Annotated in this window: 15 protein-coding genes; 5 read left to right on the top strand and 10 right to left on the bottom strand. The window is 39.4% G+C overall.

Annotation, left to right across the window (positions count from 1 at the left end; translation table 11 throughout):
* The first annotated feature begins 155 nt into the window (after positions 1-155).
* Genes ftsB through ispF form a run of 3 tightly spaced genes read left to right on the top strand, consistent with a single transcriptional unit; the run spans position 156 to position 1581 of the window.
* Complete coding sequence (ftsB, locus tag KP710_RS08640) at positions 156-434, top strand: cell division protein FtsB (protein ID WP_048953088.1); 279 nt, start codon at positions 156-158, stop codon at positions 432-434.
* Positions 434-1111 carry a 2-C-methyl-D-erythritol 4-phosphate cytidylyltransferase gene (gene ispD, locus KP710_RS08635; protein ID WP_048953087.1) on the top strand — a complete coding sequence of 226 codons (678 nt, stop codon included), beginning with the start codon at positions 434-436 and terminating at the stop codon, positions 1109-1111. Before ftsB ends, ispD begins: the two co-directional genes overlap by 1 nt.
* Positions 1108-1581, top strand: coding sequence for a 2-C-methyl-D-erythritol 2,4-cyclodiphosphate synthase (gene ispF / locus KP710_RS08630; RefSeq protein WP_048953086.1), 474 nt, complete (start codon positions 1108-1110; stop codon positions 1579-1581). The genes ispD and ispF overlap by 4 nt, the downstream gene beginning before the upstream one ends.
* A gap of 601 nt (positions 1582-2182) precedes the next feature.
* Here the strand turns inward: ispF and KP710_RS08625 are convergent.
* Positions 2183-3835 (bottom strand): phospho-sugar mutase, encoded by a 1653-nt coding sequence (locus KP710_RS08625; RefSeq protein ID WP_048953085.1) that lies wholly within the window; start codon positions 3833-3835, stop codon positions 2183-2185.
* A gap of 235 nt (positions 3836-4070) precedes the next feature.
* Between KP710_RS08625 and dnaE the strand changes: the two genes are divergently transcribed.
* Positions 4071-7550 (top strand): DNA polymerase III subunit alpha, encoded by a 3480-nt coding sequence (dnaE, locus tag KP710_RS08620; protein ID WP_048953084.1) that lies wholly within the window; start codon positions 4071-4073, stop codon positions 7548-7550.
* A gap of 38 nt (positions 7551-7588) precedes the next feature.
* Here dnaE and ilvA read toward each other — a convergent pair whose 3' ends face one another.
* From ilvA to metN, 9 genes are all read right to left on the bottom strand, one after another.
* Positions 7589-9130 carry a threonine ammonia-lyase, biosynthetic gene (ilvA, locus tag KP710_RS08615; RefSeq protein ID WP_048953083.1) on the bottom strand — a complete coding sequence of 514 codons (1542 nt, stop codon included), beginning with the start codon at positions 9128-9130 and terminating at the stop codon, positions 7589-7591.
* A gap of 81 nt (positions 9131-9211) precedes the next feature.
* The gene (gene ilvD, locus KP710_RS08610; RefSeq protein ID WP_048953082.1) at positions 9212-11050 is read right to left on the bottom strand and encodes a dihydroxy-acid dehydratase; all 1839 of its coding nucleotides are present in this window, start codon (positions 11048-11050) and stop codon (positions 9212-9214) included.
* Between the two features lie 59 nt (positions 11051-11109).
* Entirely contained in the window at positions 11110-11328 is a 219-nt protein-coding gene (gene ilvM / locus KP710_RS08605) for an acetolactate synthase 2 small subunit (RefSeq protein WP_048953081.1), read from the bottom strand.
* Positions 11328-12986, bottom strand: a complete 1659-nt coding sequence (gene ilvG, locus KP710_RS08600; protein ID WP_048953080.1) for an acetolactate synthase 2 catalytic subunit — start codon at positions 12984-12986, stop codon at positions 11328-11330. The genes ilvM and ilvG overlap by 1 nt, the downstream gene beginning before the upstream one ends.
* 163 nt (positions 12987-13149) lie before the next feature.
* Positions 13150-13785: a DUF421 domain-containing protein gene (locus KP710_RS08595; protein WP_048953079.1), complete on the bottom strand. Its 636-nt coding sequence runs from the start codon at positions 13783-13785 to the stop codon at positions 13150-13152.
* Positions 13785-14240 carry a DUF3290 family protein gene (locus tag KP710_RS08590; RefSeq protein ID WP_048953078.1) on the bottom strand — a complete coding sequence of 152 codons (456 nt, stop codon included), beginning with the start codon at positions 14238-14240 and terminating at the stop codon, positions 13785-13787. Before KP710_RS08590 ends, KP710_RS08595 begins: the two co-directional genes overlap by 1 nt.
* Before the next feature lie 76 nt (positions 14241-14316).
* The gene (locus KP710_RS08585) at positions 14317-15138 is read right to left on the bottom strand and encodes a MetQ/NlpA family lipoprotein (RefSeq protein ID WP_048953077.1); all 822 of its coding nucleotides are present in this window, start codon (positions 15136-15138) and stop codon (positions 14317-14319) included.
* 38 nt (positions 15139-15176) lie between these two features.
* The gene (locus KP710_RS08580; protein ID WP_005629721.1) at positions 15177-15866 is read right to left on the bottom strand and encodes a methionine ABC transporter permease; all 690 of its coding nucleotides are present in this window, start codon (positions 15864-15866) and stop codon (positions 15177-15179) included.
* Positions 15856-16893, bottom strand: coding sequence for a methionine ABC transporter ATP-binding protein MetN (gene metN, locus KP710_RS08575; protein WP_048953076.1), 1038 nt, complete (start codon positions 16891-16893; stop codon positions 15856-15858). The genes KP710_RS08580 and metN overlap by 11 nt, the downstream gene beginning before the upstream one ends.
* Before the next feature lie 175 nt (positions 16894-17068).
* Here metN and gmhB point away from each other — a divergent pair, with 175 nt between their 5' ends.
* The gene (gene gmhB / locus KP710_RS08570) at positions 17069-17623 is read left to right on the top strand and encodes a D-glycero-beta-D-manno-heptose 1,7-bisphosphate 7-phosphatase (RefSeq protein WP_048953075.1); all 555 of its coding nucleotides are present in this window, start codon (positions 17069-17071) and stop codon (positions 17621-17623) included.
* The last annotated feature ends 294 nt before the right edge of the window (positions 17624-17917 follow it).

Below are 17917 nucleotides of genomic sequence, written 5' to 3'. Positions count from 1 at the left end.
TACTTCATCTTCTCTGAATATCTCTTTAGTTTGTGACATGGATCACATTTTTCTTTTCATTTTGTGACGAATATGTACAGCATTTTTTTATGCTATCGCCTTTCCTCTTTTTTCACGGTAAACTATCAGCATTTTTCTTGTATAACATAAAGATTATGCGACTTTTGATTCTTATTCTTTTCGCCATATTGGCACTGTTTCAATATGATTTATGGTTTGGACGCAATGGATTTTGGGATTATCGTGAAACTGCGGTAAAAATTGTAGAAAATCATGCTGAAAATGAAAAACTTTCCCAGCGTAATCAACGCATTAATGCGGAAATTCAAGGATTAACAAAGGGGTTTGAATCGATTGAAGAACGAGCAAGGATGCAGCATGGTATGGTAAAAGAAAATGAAGTGTTTTATCACATTGTGAAAGAGAATAAATAATGGATCGTCCAATTGTTGTTGTATTACCTGCAGCTGGAGTAGGCTCGCGTATGCAAGCGGATAAACCAAAACAATACCTAGCGTTGTTAGGTAAAACGTTGTTAGAACATACGCTTGATATCATGCTAACTCATACAGCGATTTCGAAGATTATATTAGTCGTGAGTAAAGATGATCCTTATATAGCCAATTTATCACTTTCACCTAAAATTCAATTGGTAGAAGGTGGTGAAACGAGGGCTGAATCAGTGCTAAATGGTTTGAATGCAATTTGTGATAAAAATGCTTGGGTACTAGTACATGATGCGGCTCGTCCTTGTTTACAGCATACTGATATTGATAAATTATTAACCATTGATGATGAACAGGGGGCAATTTTAGCAATTCCCGTAACAGACACAATTAAGCGTTCAGATAATCAACAACGTATAGTTGTGACTGAAGATCGTAGTCAGCTTTGGCAGGCTCAAACACCACAATTTTTTCAAGTGGAATGCTTGAAAAAAGCACTTTCTACAGCCCTACAGCAAGGGCTTCAAATTACGGATGAGGCTTCTGCAATGGAGCATGCGGGTTTTCGACCGCACTTGGTAGCTGGTCGTAGTGATAATTTGAAAGTCACGCGTCCCGAGGATTTGGCATTAGCTGAATTTTATTTAACAAGGAATAAATTATGATGAGAATTGGACATGGGTTTGATGTTCATGCTTTTGGAGAGAATCGCCCATTAATTATCGGTGGTGTAGAAGTACCATATCACACTGGTTTTATAGCACATTCGGATGGTGATGTGGCTTTACATGCCTTGACTGATGCAATTTTAGGCGCGGCAGCACTAGGCGATATTGGCAAACTTTTCCCTGATACAGATATGCAATATAAAAATGCAGATAGTCGTGGTTTATTACGTGAAGCTTTTCGTCAGGTTCAAGAAAAGGGATATAAAATTGGGAATGTTGATGTAACTATTATTGCTCAGTCACCCAAAATGCGCCCATATATTGATGCAATGCGTGTAAAAATTGCTGAGGATTTACAATGTGATATTGAGCAAGTCAATGTAAAGGCCACGACCACGGAAAAATTAGGTTTTACAGGGCGAAGTGAAGGCATCGCCTGTGAGGCCGTTGCATTGTTAGTATATTGATAGTGATATATCGTAAGTGCGATAGCGTGCCTAAAAGAATTTTATCGTATTTCAAATTTTGTGATCTAGATCACAGTTTCTAAAAGTGAAAAGTCATACCATATATCTGCACAGTAAGTTTGTTGTCAATGACGCAAGCTATAAATCAAGATTTAGGCACAAGAATGGACGTTTGTGCCATTTGGCATAGAGCTGTGCATCTTGCCTATTGGGTTTGGCGGACTGTTGTCTGACATTCCCGAACGATATCCTAATCAGTGAAATGATAACGAGTGAGTCGCTCACCTTTATTATGAAGTGGCCATTGATGATAGGACAACATCCATAGCTGGATGTGGGGCAAATGGAGGGCTTCAGTCCGCTTCTTTGTCCACCAACCTTGTTGTTAGGTGCGATATTGTTAGTTGTTGTTGGCTAATGGAATGCTTATATGGGGTGTAATGATGTAACCATTCCATTAGTCAAACTATCTCAAATTCTAATTTTTATTAATCTATTAGTCATCCTTGTAATTCTAATTTTATCTGCTGATATTTATTGGGTTTCAGATATAAAAAAACGCACTTTCTACAAAGTGCGTTTTATTTTTAGAAACGATTAATTAGCAGGCTTGTTTGCCATAAGCATCTTGGCGAAGAATGTGACGAACACCTTCATCAAATTCTGCTAATACGCGATCTGCATCTTTTGGATCTTTACCGCGCGCATCCAAGTAGAATTTAATTTTTGGTTCAGTACCTGAAGGACGAGCAATTAAGCGTCCGCCATTTTCCAAGTTGAATACAAGGATATCGCTTTGACGATCTGTTTTAGTATGGTCGATAAATTGTGCCACTTTCACTCCAGCGATTTCTGCTAGTGGATTGTTACGAAGTGCGGTCATTAATTTTCCGATTTCTGAAAGATCACTTACTCGAATAGAGATTTGTCCACTCACATAAGCACCAAATTCTTTGGTAAATTCATCAGCATAATCCGCTAAAGTTTTGCCTTGTTTTTTCAAGTTACGCACAAGATCTAAGAACACGATTGCTGCAGAAATACCGTCTTTATCGCGTACCTTGTCTGGGTCAACTAAATAACCCAATGCTTCTTCAAAACCAAACAATAAGCCAGATACTTTACCGATATATTTGAAACCAGTTAAGGTTTCTTCTGATTGGAAACCGTATTTTTTCGCAATTTCAGCGAGCGCAGGAGAAGAAACAAGTGAGCAAGCCAATGTGCCTTGTTTGCCTTGATATTGTTTTGCTAAGTACCAACCTAAGAAACAGCCTACCACGTTGCCGTGTAGTGATTTCCAGTTGCCTTGTGCATCAGGCACAGCAACCGCTAAACGGTCTGCATCTGGGTCATTAGCAATGATAAATTCAGCATTCTTTTCTTTTGCCACTTTAATTGCTAAATCTAATGCGCCTTTTTCTTCTGGATTTGGAAAGTTCACGGTTGGGAATGTGCCATCTGGCCAAACTTGATCTGCGACTACGTGTGGTTGTGGTAAGCCTGCTTTTGCCAGCGTCTTACTTAAAACTTCATAGCCAACACCGTGCATAGCGGTATAAACATAGTTAATGTCGCAAGCTGGCTCTTTAGCTAATGATGCAGTTTTTGCAATGTACGCATCTACCACTTCATCATTTAACACCACATAATTATCACTACGTGGTAAATCTTGGATATTGCCTGCCGAAACTTTATCAATTAATGCTGCGATGTCTTTATCTGCTGGTGAAACGATTTGACCGCCGCCATTTGCTTTACCTAAATACACTTTATAACCGTTATCTTCCGGTGGATTATGGCTTGCTGTCACCATTACACCTGCAGTGGTATCAAAATATTGGATAGCATAAGCCAATACTGGCGTAGGTAATTTACGTGGTAATAAATAAGCTTTTACGCCTGCACCCGCCATAATTTCAGCCGTGTCACGGGCAAAAACATCAGAGTTTTTACGGCCGTCGTAACCAATTACGATAGATGGTTCTTTATCGTAATCTTTTAAATATTCCGCTAAACCGCCAGCAGCTTGAGAAACTAACACTCGGTTCATCCCCATTGAGCCAGCTTGTAAACGGCCACGTAAACCTGCCGTACCAAATTGTAAACGACCATCAAAACGCGCATGTAATTCTGCTTCTGCTGCTTTATCTCCGCCTTTTGCCGCATCTAAAAGTGCGGTTAATTCTGCATGAGTTTCTGCGTCAGGATCTTGGTTTAACCAATTTTGCGCTACATGAAAAAGAGTTGTCATAGGATCATCCTTATTCTCTTGAAATAAATAAATCGCTGCTAGACTAGCCGAAATCACCCAAAATGGGAACGGATAATTATCAAAATTTTGATCTACTTAACATTTTTTGTTCACGCAATCGGTTATCCGAGCTAATTAGGAAAGCCGTTTGTTGCATAGGCATTTGTTTGAAAAATTCGCTATAATACCGCCTCAATATTTACGGCAAAATTTAACCGCACTTTAAGGATTTTCAATGTCATCCCAGCCTCGTTTCGTCCATCTTCGCACGCACACAGATTTTTCGATGATTGACAGTATCGTCAAAGTGAAACCGCTAGTAAAAGCCTGTGCTGCTAATGAAATGGTTGCAATGGCACTAACGGATTTTACAAATTTTTGCGGTGTGGTGCGCTTTTATGGCGAGATGCTTTCTTTAGGGATGAAGCCAATTATCGGGGCAGATGTAAAAGTCAAAAGTACATTATGTGGCGATGAATACTTTGATCTGACTTTGTTGGCTAAAAATAATGAAGGCTATAAAAATATTACTTTATTGTTATCAAAAGCTTACCAGCGAGGTTATAACGACTTACCTTATATTGATCAAGATTGGCTTATTGATTATCGAGAAGGGGTGATTATCTTATCTGGTGGTATACAGGGAGATGTGGGAAAGAAATTATTAAAAGATAATGCTGATGAGATTGAAAGTACGGTCGCATTTTATCAAGAATTTTTTCCCGAGCATTTTTATCTTGCTCTTAGCCGCACAGGAAGAGCGGATGAAGAAAGTTATATCCACGCAGCACTAAAATTAGCTGAACGTTACCATTTACCGTTAGTTGCTACAAATGATGTGGTATTCCTCAAGCAAGATGATTTTGAAGCCCACGAAATTCGTGTGGCGATTAGAGATGGTTATACTTTAGATGATCCTAAACGCCCAAAACGTTATACCTCCGAACAATATTTCCGTTCAGAAGAGGAAATGTGTGAGTTATTTGCAGATATTCCCTCAGCTTTAGAAAATACGCTTTTAATTGCTCAGCGTTGTAGTGTAACGCTTCGTCTTGGTCAATATTTTTTACCAAAATTTCCAACGGGTGAATTGAGCACGGAGGATTTCTTAATAAAAAAAGCCAGAGAAGGACTAGAGGAGCGTTTAGTATTTCTATTTCCGGATGAGAAAATTAGGGCCGAAAGACGGGCAGAATATGATGAACGTTTAGAAGTGGAATTAGGTGTTATCAACCAAATGGGATTCCCTGGTTATTTCTTGATTGTGATGGAATTTATTCAGTGGTCAAAAGATAATGATATTCCAGTGGGACCAGGACGAGGTTCGGGGGCTGGTTCTTTAGTTGCCTATGCATTGAAAATTACCGATTTAGATCCGCTTGAGTTTGATTTGCTGTTTGAGCGTTTTTTAAATCCAGAACGGGTATCTATGCCTGACTTTGACGTGGATTTTTGTATGGATGGTCGAGATCGTGTTATTGAGCATGTTGCTGAAACTTACGGACGCGGTGCAGTATCACAAATTATCACCTTTGGTACCATGGCGGCAAAAGCGGTGATTCGCGATGTAGGGCGCGTATTGGGACATCCTTATGGTTTCGTTGATCGTATTTCGAAATTGATTCCTCCAGATCCAGGAATGACGCTCGCAAAAGCGTTTGAAGTTGAGCCACAATTGCAAGTGGCGTATGACAGTGATGAAGAGGTGCAAGCCTTAATAGATATGGCGCGTAAGTTGGAAGGTGTAACCCGTAATGCGGGTAAACATGCGGGAGGCGTAGTAATTTCTCCAACTTTAATTACGGATTTTGCGCCGCTTTATTGCGATAATGAAGGGCTTCACCCTGTTACCCATTTTGATAAAAGCGATGTGGAATATGCAGGGCTTGTGAAGTTTGATTTCTTAGGATTACGTACTCTGACTATCATTAAGTGGGCATTAGATATGATTAATGCTCGCATGGCTCGAGAAGGTAAGCCACTTGTTGATATTGCAGCGATCCCTCTAGATGATCATGAATCTTTTGAACTGCTTAAACGTTCTGAAACTACAGCTGTATTCCAGCTAGAATCTCGTGGTATGAAAGATTTGATCAAACGCCTTCAACCTGACTGTTTTGAAGATATTATCGCGTTGGTAGCATTGTTCCGTCCTGGTCCTTTGCAGTCAGGAATGGTGGATAATTTTATTGATCGTAAACATGGACGAGAAGAAGTATCCTACCCTGATGCAGAATATCAACATGAAAGCTTGAAGCCTATTCTTGAGCCAACTTACGGTATTATTTTGTATCAAGAGCAAGTGATGCAGATTGCGCAAGTGTTGGCTGGTTATACGTTGGGTGGAGCAGACTTATTGCGTCGAGCGATGGGGAAAAAGAAGCCAGAGGAAATGGCAAAGCAGCGTTCTGTGTTTAAAGAGGGGGCGGTAAAAAACGGTGTTGATGGTGAGCTTTCCATGAAGATTTTCGACTTGGTGGAAAAATTTGCTGGCTATGGTTTTAATAAATCTCACTCCGCTGCTTATGCCTTGGTGTCTTACCAAACGCTTTGGCTCAAAACCCATTTCCCTGCAGAGTTTATGGCTGCGGTGATGACATCTGAAATGGATAACACGGATAAAATTGTGGGTTTATATGATGAATGTTTACGTATGGGATTAAAGGTTGCTCCACCAGATATTAACGTGGGTAAGCATCATTTTAGTGTTAATGACCAAGGTGAAATTGTATATGGTATTGGCGCAATTAAAGGTGTGGGGGAAGGCCCGATTGAGGCACTTGTGACCGCTAGAAATGAAGGGGGAATTTTCAAAGACTTATTTGATTTATGTGCTCGAGTAGATTTGAAGAAAATTAACCGCCGGACTTTTGAAAGCCTAATTATGTCCGGTGCCTTTGATAAATTAGGTCCACATCGCGCCGCACTTTCTAAGAATTTAGAAGATGCCCTTAAAGCATCTGATCAACATGCTAAAGATGAAGCTATGGGACAAACGGATATGTTTGGGGTACTGACTGAAACCCACGAAGAAGTCGAGAATGCCTATGCTAATACCCCTCCTTACTCAGAAAAACAAATTCTTGATGGTGAGCGTGAAACACTAGGGCTTTATTTAAGTAGTCATCCTGTAAGCCGATATTTAAAAGAATTATCTCATTACACATCAATACGTTTAAAAGATTTGACACCAAATCGTCGTGGGCAAATAAGTACTGCCGCAGGATTGTTAGTTTCATCTCGTATAGCAATGACTAAAAAAGGTAATCGACTCGGTATTGCAACATTAGATGATCGTTCTGGTCGTTTAGATTTAACTTTATTTGGTGAAAGTTTAGAGCAATTTGGTGAAAAGTTACAAAAAGATACTGTAGTGATTGCTTCTGGACAGGTCAGTGTTGATGATTTCTCAGGTGGCTTAAAAATGACGGTGCGAGAGTTAATGACCTTAGATGAGGCTCGTTCTCGTTATGTCAAATCCTTAGCTATTAGTCTTTCTGAGCATCAAATTACACCAAGTTTCATTAAACAACTTAAAGCATTACTTGAGCCGGTGAGTGGTGGAACTTTGCCGATTAACGTGTATTACCAAAGTCCGAGAGGTCGTGCGTTGTTACGTTTGGGCGTGCAATGGTCGATCATTCCAACAGATGAAATTCTGACAGAATTAGTGAATTTACTTGGCGAAAGTGCGGTGGAATTAGAGTTTGAATAATACAAAGGCGTGAAAAATATCACGCCTTTTTTATAAGATTAACGTAAGAAATAACGATAAGATTTGCTTTCTGTTACATCTTCAAAAACATAATTGAGTTGAGCAAGTGCCTGTTCAAATTCTGCTTGTTCGCGTTTTTCAATTTGGAAACCAGCAAGGATATTTCCATAGTCCGCGCCGTGGGCACGATAGTGGAATAATGAAATATTCCAACGATTTTGTAATGTTTCCAAGAATTTTAATAACGCACCTTTTTGCTCAGGGAATTCGAACGTATATAAGCGTTCGTTATCATTGGCTGCTCGTCCCCCCATTAAATAGCGAACGTGCGTTTTCGCAATATCATCATCAGACATATCCTCAACATCAAAACCATTTTTTGTGAGGTCTGCAATAATGTCTGCTTTTTCTTGCTCATTTGTCGTTCTTACCCCAACAAACACGCAAGCACGTTTATCATCTGCATAACGGTAACTGAATTCGGTTACAGCTCGGTTACCTAATACATAAGCAAATTTTAAGAAACTACCGGGTTGCTCAGGCATGGTCACAGCTAATAAAGCCTCTCGGTTTTCACCAATTTCACAACGTTCAGATACATAACGTAATGTATGGAAATTCAAGTTCGCGCCAGACAAAATTGCCGCCATATTTTGGCCTTCAATATGGTTTTGTTTCACATATTTTTTCAAACCGGCTAAACCTAATGCACCTGATGGCTCCGCAACAGCACGAACGTTCTCAAATAAATCTTTCATTGCTGCGCACGCTTCGTCACTATCGACCAATACCATATCGTCAAGATATTGCTGACATAGACGGAATGTTTCGTCACCAATGCGTTTTACGGCAACACCATCCGCAAATAATCCAACATGGGTTAAATCTGTGGGTTCGCCTTTATCGAGAGCGGCTTTTAAACATGCAGAATCCTTTGATTCTACACCGATGATTTTAATTTCTGGCATAAATTGCTTAAGCAAAATTGCCACGCCTGCAGCTAAACCACCGCCTCCGACTTGTACAAACACATAATCCAAATCTGCCACTTGTTGTAGCATTTCCATCGCTAACGTGCCTTGTCCTGCGATCACTAATGGATGATCGAATGGAGGAATAAATGTCATATTTTTTTCTTTTGAAAGCTCAATCGCTTTTGCTTTGGCTTCATCGAAATTAGCACCGTGCAACAACACCTCGCCACCAAATCCACGCACTGCATCCACTTTAATGCTTGGGGTATTTTGTGGCATGACGATCAATGCTTTTAAGCCTAATTGTTTCGCTGATAATGCCACGCCTTGTGCATGGTTACCCGCAGATGCCGCTATCACTCCTGCTTCTTTTTGTTCTGCTGAAAGGCTAGAAATCATTGCGTAAGCACCGCGTAGTTTAAAACTATTTACTGGCTGACGGTCTTCGCGTTTAATCCAGATATTATTGTGCAGTCGTTCAGAAAGTTTTCCCATTTTTTGTAAAGGGGTCACTTGCGCAGCTTCATATACGCGTGAACCAAGTTTAACAATAGCATTGATATAATCTGATTGAGAAGGTTGAGGATTGGTGAGTAGGTTTTTCATAGTGTTTGTTTTAATGATGAAGTGCGGTTAGTTTTTCCTTTGTTTTATCCCCCTCTTATGAAGGAGGGGGGAACCGTTAAATTATTTTAATAATGTTTTATCGCGTACCGCACCTTTGTCCGCAGAGGTGGCGAAGTGACCGAATACTTTCAATGCGAAAGATACTTCACGCTCACGGTTAGCTGGTTGCCAACCTTTTTGATCTTGTTCAGTTCTGCGTGCTGCGAGTTCTTCATTACTGATTTCTAAGTTAATTGCACGATTTGGAATATCAATGTTGATAATATCGCCATCACGTACTAAGCCGATTGCACCGCCAGAAGCGGCTTCTGGTGAAGCATGTCCAATAGACAAGCCTGATGTACCACCAGAGAAACGACCATCCGTTAATAAAGCACATTTTTTGCCCAAGCCCATCGATTTTAAGTAACTGGTTGGGTATAACATTTCTTGCATACCAGGTCCGCCTTTAGGGCCTTCGTAACGGATAACAACGACATGACCTTCTTTGACTTTGCCACCTAAAATACCTGCAACCGCATCTTCTTGGCTTTCAAATACGATTGCACGGCCGGTGAATTTCCAAATAGATTCATCTACACCCGCGGTTTTAACGATACATCCGTCTTCAGCGAGATTACCGAATAATACGGCTAAGCCACCTTCTTGTGAAATCGCATTTTCTTTATTGCGAATACAACCATTTACACGATCATTATCGACGGTATCCCAGCGGCAATCTTGTGAGAATGCTTGAGTTGTGCGGATGCCTGCAGGGCCTGCACGGAAGAATTTATGTAATTCTTCATCTTGATTGCGAATAATATCGTATTGGTCTAGTTGTTCTCCCATGCTCATTCCAAGCACGGTGTGCGTATTTTTATGAATTAATCCAGCGCGATCTAATTCCCCCAACAATCCCATAATACCGCCTGCGCGGTGTACGTCTTCCATGTGGTATTTATTGGTGTTTGGTGCAATTTTGCTTAAACAAGGTACTTTGCGCGATAAACGGTCAATATCTGCCATTTTAAAATCTACGCCAGCTTCTTGTGCTGCCGCTAACAAGTGTAAAACTGTATTGCTTGAACCACCCATTGCGATATCGAGGCTCATTGCATTCTCAAAGGCATCAAAAGTACCGATTGAACGAGGCAATACGCTTGCATCATCTTGTTCGTAATAACGTTTGCAAAGCTCGACAATTTGACGACCAGCTTTTAAGAATAATTCTTTTCGGTCAGCATGGGTCGCCAACATAGAACCATTGCCTGGTAAAGATAAACCTAACGCTTCAGTTAAGCAGTTCATAGAGTTTGCGGTAAACATTCCTGAGCAAGAACCACAAGTTGGGCACGCACTGCGTTCAATGGCATCAATGCGTTCATCTGACACATTTGGATCGGCTGCCTCAATCATCGCATCAACCAAATCTAAGCGGATTAATTGATCAGAAAGTTTTGTTTTACCCGCTTCCATTGGGCCGCCTGAGACAAAAATTGTCGGAATATTTAAACGCATTGCCGCCATTAACATTCCTGGGGTGATTTTGTCACAGTTGGAAATACACACCATCGCATCAGCACAGTGTGCATTGACCATATATTCCACGCTGTCTGCAATTAAATCACGGCTTGGCAAAGAATAAAGCATTCCACCGTGTCCCATCGCGATACCATCATCCACCGCAATGGTGTTAAATTCTTTTGCTACACCGCCCGCTTTTTCAATTTCTGCGGCAACAAGCTGTCCCATATCTTTTAAATGCACATGCCCTGGCACAAATTGGGTGAAAGAGTTCACCACCGCAATAATCGGTTTACCAAAGTCATTTTCTTTCATTCCTGTCGCACGCCATAAGGCACGAGCGCCTGCCATATTACGACCTTGTGTACTAGTCGCTGAACGTAGTTTTGGCATAAATAATCTCTCCGAGTAAAATTTTGTTAGAGTAGTGTGCAATGCCTTGCACTTAATTCTTATTTTATTTCGTTTACATCTGGCAATTTCGCCAACTGATTCACTAATAGATCTAAAGTGCGGTCAGATTTTACGGTGATTTTTAACCGCACTTGGGTTTCAATCAATGTCATTTCCATTGTTGTAACGGTAAACCCGCGATGGCGTGCTACACGCAAAATGCGTTCTAGTACTTCAGGACGATGGCGAGCGACGAGTTCAATTTTATATTCATTCATTAGTTCATCTCCTCTACCATATCCGCGTTACATGCACCCGGTGGCACAAGTGGCCATACACATTCATCAGGTGGAATACATACTTGTAATAAATAGGCTGTTTTGCTGTTTAATAATCGGTTGAGTGCTGCATCCACATCATCAGCTGACTTAATACGTTCTGCAGGAATACCGAACGCATTAGCAAGCATCACAAAATCTGGGTTGTCATCTAAAATGGTTTCACTGCGCCGTTTATTCCAGAATAAATCTTGCCATTGACGAACCATACCTAAGCGTTGGTTATCTAATAGCAAAATTTTTACTGGTAAATTGCCACGTTTGATTGAGCCCAATTCTTGGATATTCATCATGAGTGAGCCATCACCCGTAACCAAAATGACTTCATCTTGCGGGCGTGCTTTTTTTGCCCCAACAGCGGCGGGTAAGCCAAAGCCCATTGTGCCGAAACCTGCCGAAGTAATGTAGTTCTCTGGTGCAAAATGCTTCATATGTTGCGCTGACCACATTTGATGCTGACCTACATCGGTACAAATTACCGCATTATTTGGTTTGTGATTAGATAGGGTGTTGAGTAATGCCCAAGGATCAATCGGGCGGTTACCTTGATTTTCAATATAAGTGAAATCTAATTTTGTTTTGAAATTTCTGATTTGTTCACGCCAAGGTTCAATATCAAGATCTTGTTTGAGTGCATTAAGTGCTTGGATTAAATCCCCTTGTAATGCAACATCTGCACGGCGTAATTTATGGATTTCTGCCGCATCAATATCACAATGAATCACTTTGGCATGAGGCGCAAAAGTATCGAGTTTACCTGTTACACGATCGTCAAAACGAGCACCGCATACGAGTAATAAATCGCTTTCTTGCACGGCAAAATTAGCAGCTTTTGTACCATGCATACCAATCATTCCCATATACACATCATTGTTTGGATGAATTGCACCTAAACCTTTTAAAGTGGAGACTGATGGCATTTGGGTTTGAGCTAAAAATTCGCGTAAGGCAGGAACAGCTTTCGCCATACCAACACCGCCACCCACATAAAGCACCGGTTTTTTAGCATTTTTTAATAATTCTTTTGCTTCAGCGAGTTTATCTACTGAAAGTGCGGTTGGTTTTTCTGGTGTTTTAACATAGGCTTTTACATTCTCAGGCACTTCACCAATTTGAATATCGCGAGGCACATCAATAAGAACTGGGCCGGGGCGTCCGCTTTGGGCAATTTCAAAGGCTTCCGCAAAAACATCGGCTAATTCATCCGTACTTTGCACGATAAAACTGTGTTTAGTGCAAGCAAGGGATAGTCCTAGAACATCAGCTTCTTGGAACGCATCCGTGCCGATTAATGGAGAGGAAACTTGACCGGTAATGGCTACAACTGGAATGGAGTCCATCATGGCATCGCCTAATCCAGTGACTAAATTGGTGGCGCCTGGGCCTGATGTTGCAATACAGACGCCCACTTTTCCTGTGGAGCGAGCATAACCGATCGCCGCGATGGCAGCTCCTTGTTCATTACGACAAAGTAAGTGATCTAAGCCTGCATCATAAAGGGCATCGTAGGTTGGCATGATTGCGCCACCTGGATAGCCAAAAAGAGTCGTGACGTGGTGTGCTTTCAGGCACTCCATGATGAGTTGTGCACCTGTCATTGTGTTTGTTTCCGGGTCTTTTATTATTTTTGTCTGAGCTTTCATTGTAACGAAATTTTATAGCATTGGTAGGGCTAGCCTGAAAAAAAGTCAAATATTGAGACAGAAATTTTAAAAAAAAGACCAATAACTTAAATTATTGGTCGTGACTTTCATTAGTAGATTAGTTTGGGTCATAAAGGTGTGTAATTAATTGACCATTCAAATATTCACCAATATATACCTGATTTACAGTGAGTTTATTAGTATCTAATTCAGCATGAACCCAATTTTCATCTCGATTAATGATATCAAGAATATCGTAATCAATTTGCCCATCAATAATTAATGGATAGCGTAAATCTTCATCTCCGTATTGAATGATTGATAGTTGCCCATTTTGTTCAAGTACAGCTCGTTTTACGGTAGAGATTTCATATATGCCTGCTGCACGGAGTTTAAACATTAAATCATGGGCTGAGATACCATTTTTCATACATTCACTAGTTTGTACTTTGCCATCTAAAATTACCCAAACTGGGCTCCCATCGATAATATTTTTCACAAATCGGTTATGATTTTTGATAAAACGTAGTGTAAAAATTAATAATGTCCATAAAATGAGAACAAGGGAAAATTGTAGTATGCCAATATTGTCATTATAAATGACAGCGCCAATAATGCCGCCCAGTACATAATTTTGTACTTGATCCATGGCTGATGTTGGAGCAAGGTTTCCCTTACCCATTAAATTAATCTGTAAAACAAGACCAATAATGCCCATTGTAAGTTTTATAGCAAGAAATGAATAACTTTCCATTATTTATTTTCCTTATCAATAATATTGATATTCGGGTTGACTAAATTGATTTCAGAGAGTGTATAAGCAGTAAAATCATTATTAAAATTTACCTGATAGTATTTATCCTTAATATTTAAGATCATACCATTTGTAATTTTCTGGTTATTTACTCGTAGATCCTCAAATTGTAAATTTTGTGATGTTTTTACTGAGTTCAAAAATGTAACAATGCGAGAAGTATCATTTGCATATACTTGATTTTGTTCATATTGATTATATTGAATACCAAGTAAGAGAATAATTAAGAGCAGAAAAATAATACTGAGATCTCGGTATTTGGTTTCTAAACGATGGCGAAGATATAAACTTGTTACTAACAGAAGCGCACCAAGTGAAGTAAAAATTGCGATGTATTTAAAATAATCTTGAAAATACATACGGTTTTCTAAATAGAAATAAGTAAAAAAAGACATAAAAATATCCCAAGCTTAGATAAGAAAATCCCTTGCAGAGCAAGGGATTTAGTAATGCGTTAAAGTGCGGTAGAAATTACCAACCTTTTACAACACCATCTTTAAAGTGTTTTTTAGCTTCTTGGTAAACTTCTTCTGTTTGGTAAGATTTTACGAAGTCTTGAACAGCTTTGCTGTCTTTGTTATCGGTACGAGAAACGATAATGTTCACATATGGAGAATCTTTATCTTCTACAAATACACCGTTATCTTGAGCATTTAAGCCTACTTGACCCGCATAAGTATTGTTTACTACAGCTAAATCAACATCGTCTAATGCGCGTGCCGCAACGGAAGTATCTACTTCAGTGATGTTTAATTTTTTCGGATTTTCAACAATATCTAATACAGTTGAAAGAAGGTTATTTGCATCTTTTAATTTGATTAAACCTTGTTTTTCAAGAAGAATTAATGCACGGCCACGGTTTGTTGGATCGTTAGGAACAACAACTTTAGCACCTTCTTGTAATTCATTCACATTTTTGATTTTTTTAGAATAACCCGCTAATGGATAGACGAAAGTATTACCCACGATGACTAAGTTATTTAAATTTTTCGCTTTTGCATCTTCATCTAAATAAGGTTTATGTTGCATTGCGTTTGCATCTAAATCACCTTTAGATACCGCTTCATTTGGTAATGCGTAGTCATTGAATTCAACGAATTGAACGTCTAAACCATATTTTTCTTTAGCGACTTTTGCGGCAATTTCTGCAACTTGGTGCTCAGGGCCAGACATCACGCCGACTTTGATTTTAAGTGGTTCAGCTGCAGCTTCAGGTTTTTTATCTTCTTTACAGCCTGTTAAAACGAGAGCTGATGCGATTGCAGTGATTGCAAAAAGTTGTTTTAATTTCATAGGATTTCCTTCCTGTTTAAGTTAAGAGTTGTGTTTAATTAACGATGATCCACTTTTTTAGCCAGTGTATCGCCGAGTTTTTGGCTAATCATAACGAATAGCACAATAATAATGGTGGCCACCCAGGTGACATAAGGCATATTGCGATATACGCCGTAGTTGATAGCGAGGCTACCTAAACCACCGCCGCCTTGCGTCCCCGCCATTGCAGAATAACCAACTAAAGTGACTAGTGTGAGCGTGATGCCATTAATTAGTGTCGGTAGTGCTTCTGGCAAATAGAATTTACGTACAATTTGCCATTTAGTCGCGCCCATTGCTTGAGCGGCTTCGGTTAAACCATTTGGAATTTCCATTAATGCATTAGCAGTTAAGCGAGCTACGAATGGCATCGCACAAATACTTAATGGAATAATCGCTGCCGTTGTGCCTAATACGGTTCCCACGATAAAACGAGTTACAGGTAATAATATTAAGAGCAAAATAATAAATGGAATGGAACGTCCAATATTAATGATCGTGTTTAACACAAAATGAGTGCGGTTATTTTGTAAAATCTCATTTTTTCCAGTTAAGAAAGTCCATACGCCAACAGGCACCCCGACTACTACGGCAAGTAAAGTAGATGCAAAGCTGATATAAATAGTTTCATAAGTTGCGGTTGCGACAACACCCCACATTTGAGGTGTTAATTGCTGGCTGAATGTTGCCAAGAAATCATTGAACATAACCTAGCACCTCCACGCGCACGTTGTTTTCCATTAAATAAACTTTGGTTTGAGTAATAGCATCTTCATCGCCTTCTACTTCAGCAATGGTATAACCAAATTTCACACCTCCAGCATAATCAATTTGTGAGGTTAAAATACTGAGCTCCACGCCAAATTTTTTTGATGCTTGAGAAAGTAACGGAGCATCGACTGAGCGACCGGTAAATTCAAATTTGATAATTGGATACGCTTTGCTATGTTTCGGCGTATCAGTAAGATTTTCCAAATATTCATCAGGTAGGCTGATGTGGAAGGTCGAACGAATAAACTCTTGTGCTAATTCTGTTTTAGGGTTTGCAAAAATTTCACCGACAGTACCTTGTTCAACTAGGCGACCTTGATCAATGACAGCAACTTGATCACAAATCTGTTTAACAACTTCCATTTCATGGGTAATCAGCAAAATCGTAATACCTAAAGTGCGGTTAATTTCTTTTAATAATTTCAGAATAGATTGTGTCGTTGCAGGATCTAATGCGCTAGTTGCTTCATCACATAATAAGACTTTAGGATCGCTGGCTAAGGCGCGTGCAATGGCTACACGTTGTTTTTGCCCGCCAGAAAGATTACTTGGGTAAGCATCACGTTTTTCGCTTAAACCAACAAGCTCTAAAAGTGCGGTAATTTTTTCTTGGATTTTTGCTTTTGGCTCACCTTCCAATTCTAAGGGTAATGCCACGTTTTCAAATACGGTGCGAGAACTTAGTAAATTGAAATGCTGAAAAATCATTCCAATTTGACGACGAGTACGTACTAACTCGCGATCAGAAAGTCCTGTTAATTCTACACCGTCCACAATAACGGAACCGCTAGTTGGTTTTTCTAATAAGTTCACACAGCGAATTAACGTACTTTTTCCTGCGCCAGATGCGCCGATTACTCCGCAAATTTGACCTTTTTCGATGTTTAATGAGACATTATCAAGCGCAGTCAATTTCTTGCTAGGCAGCTCAAAAATCTTCGTTATATTGCTTAGCTTAATCATATAAGCCCTTTTTATTTGCTATTTTTAAATCTGTTTCGGTATTCTAGATGTCTAGATTGCTATGTCAATATGTCAGATTATCTTTTTTAGACAGATTGGTTATGAGTTATATTTGCTAATTGCTTGGATTAAATAGATAATTTTCGTCAATTTGACATGTATAAAAGGTAAGAGAATGAATAAGGCTATATTTTTAGATCGCGATGGCACGTTAAATATTGATTACGGTTATGTACACGAAATTGATAACTTTAAGTTTATTGATGGTGCGATTGATGCATTGCGAGAATTAAAGAAAATGGGATATATATTGGTGTTGGTTACCAATCAATCTGGAATTGCGCGTGGTTATTTTTCTGAGGAGCAGTTTTTACAGTTAACAGAATGGATGGATTGGTCATTGGCTGAACAAGATGTGGATTTGGATGGTATTTACTATTGCCCACATCATCCTGAGGGAAAAGGTGAATATAAAGAAGACTGTGATTGCCGGAAGCCTAAATCTGGAATGTTATTGCAAGCGATCAAAGAATTAAAGATCGATCCTACTCAATCTATTATGGTTGGAGATAAAGTTGAAGATCTAAAAGCGGGAATTGGCGCAAAGGTGAAAATGAATGTATTAGTTCGTACAGGTAAACCAGTAACAGAAGAAGGCGAGAGGATAGCTGATTATGTGTTAGATTCTCTCGTTGATCTTCCGAGAATTTTAAAACGATTAAAAAAATAGCTCAAAAGATCTATATTTTGCTCTAATCGCTTGCGCTTTAATCAAAAGATCATTTTTTTTAATATTTTTACAAAAAGTACTTGCAAGGGTTTTGAAAATCCCTATAATGCACCGCACACAACGACGCACTGTTGTGAAGTCTTTAAGTTTCCAAGTGCGTCGTTGTTTTTTGCTCTTTAACAATATATCAGACAATCTGTGTGGGCACTTGTTGATTGACTTGTTTTAAAATATTTTAATTTTGAAGTCTTAATAGGTGCTTAACTGAAAATTCATAATTACTTTTTTAAGTAG

Origin of the sequence: Haemophilus sp. SZY H35 (assembly GCF_018829705.1) — a bacterium.
In the GTDB taxonomy this organism is placed as follows: domain Bacteria; phylum Pseudomonadota; class Gammaproteobacteria; order Enterobacterales; family Pasteurellaceae; genus Haemophilus; species Haemophilus haemolyticus_K.
This window is presented reverse-complemented; position numbering and strand designations above follow the sequence as displayed.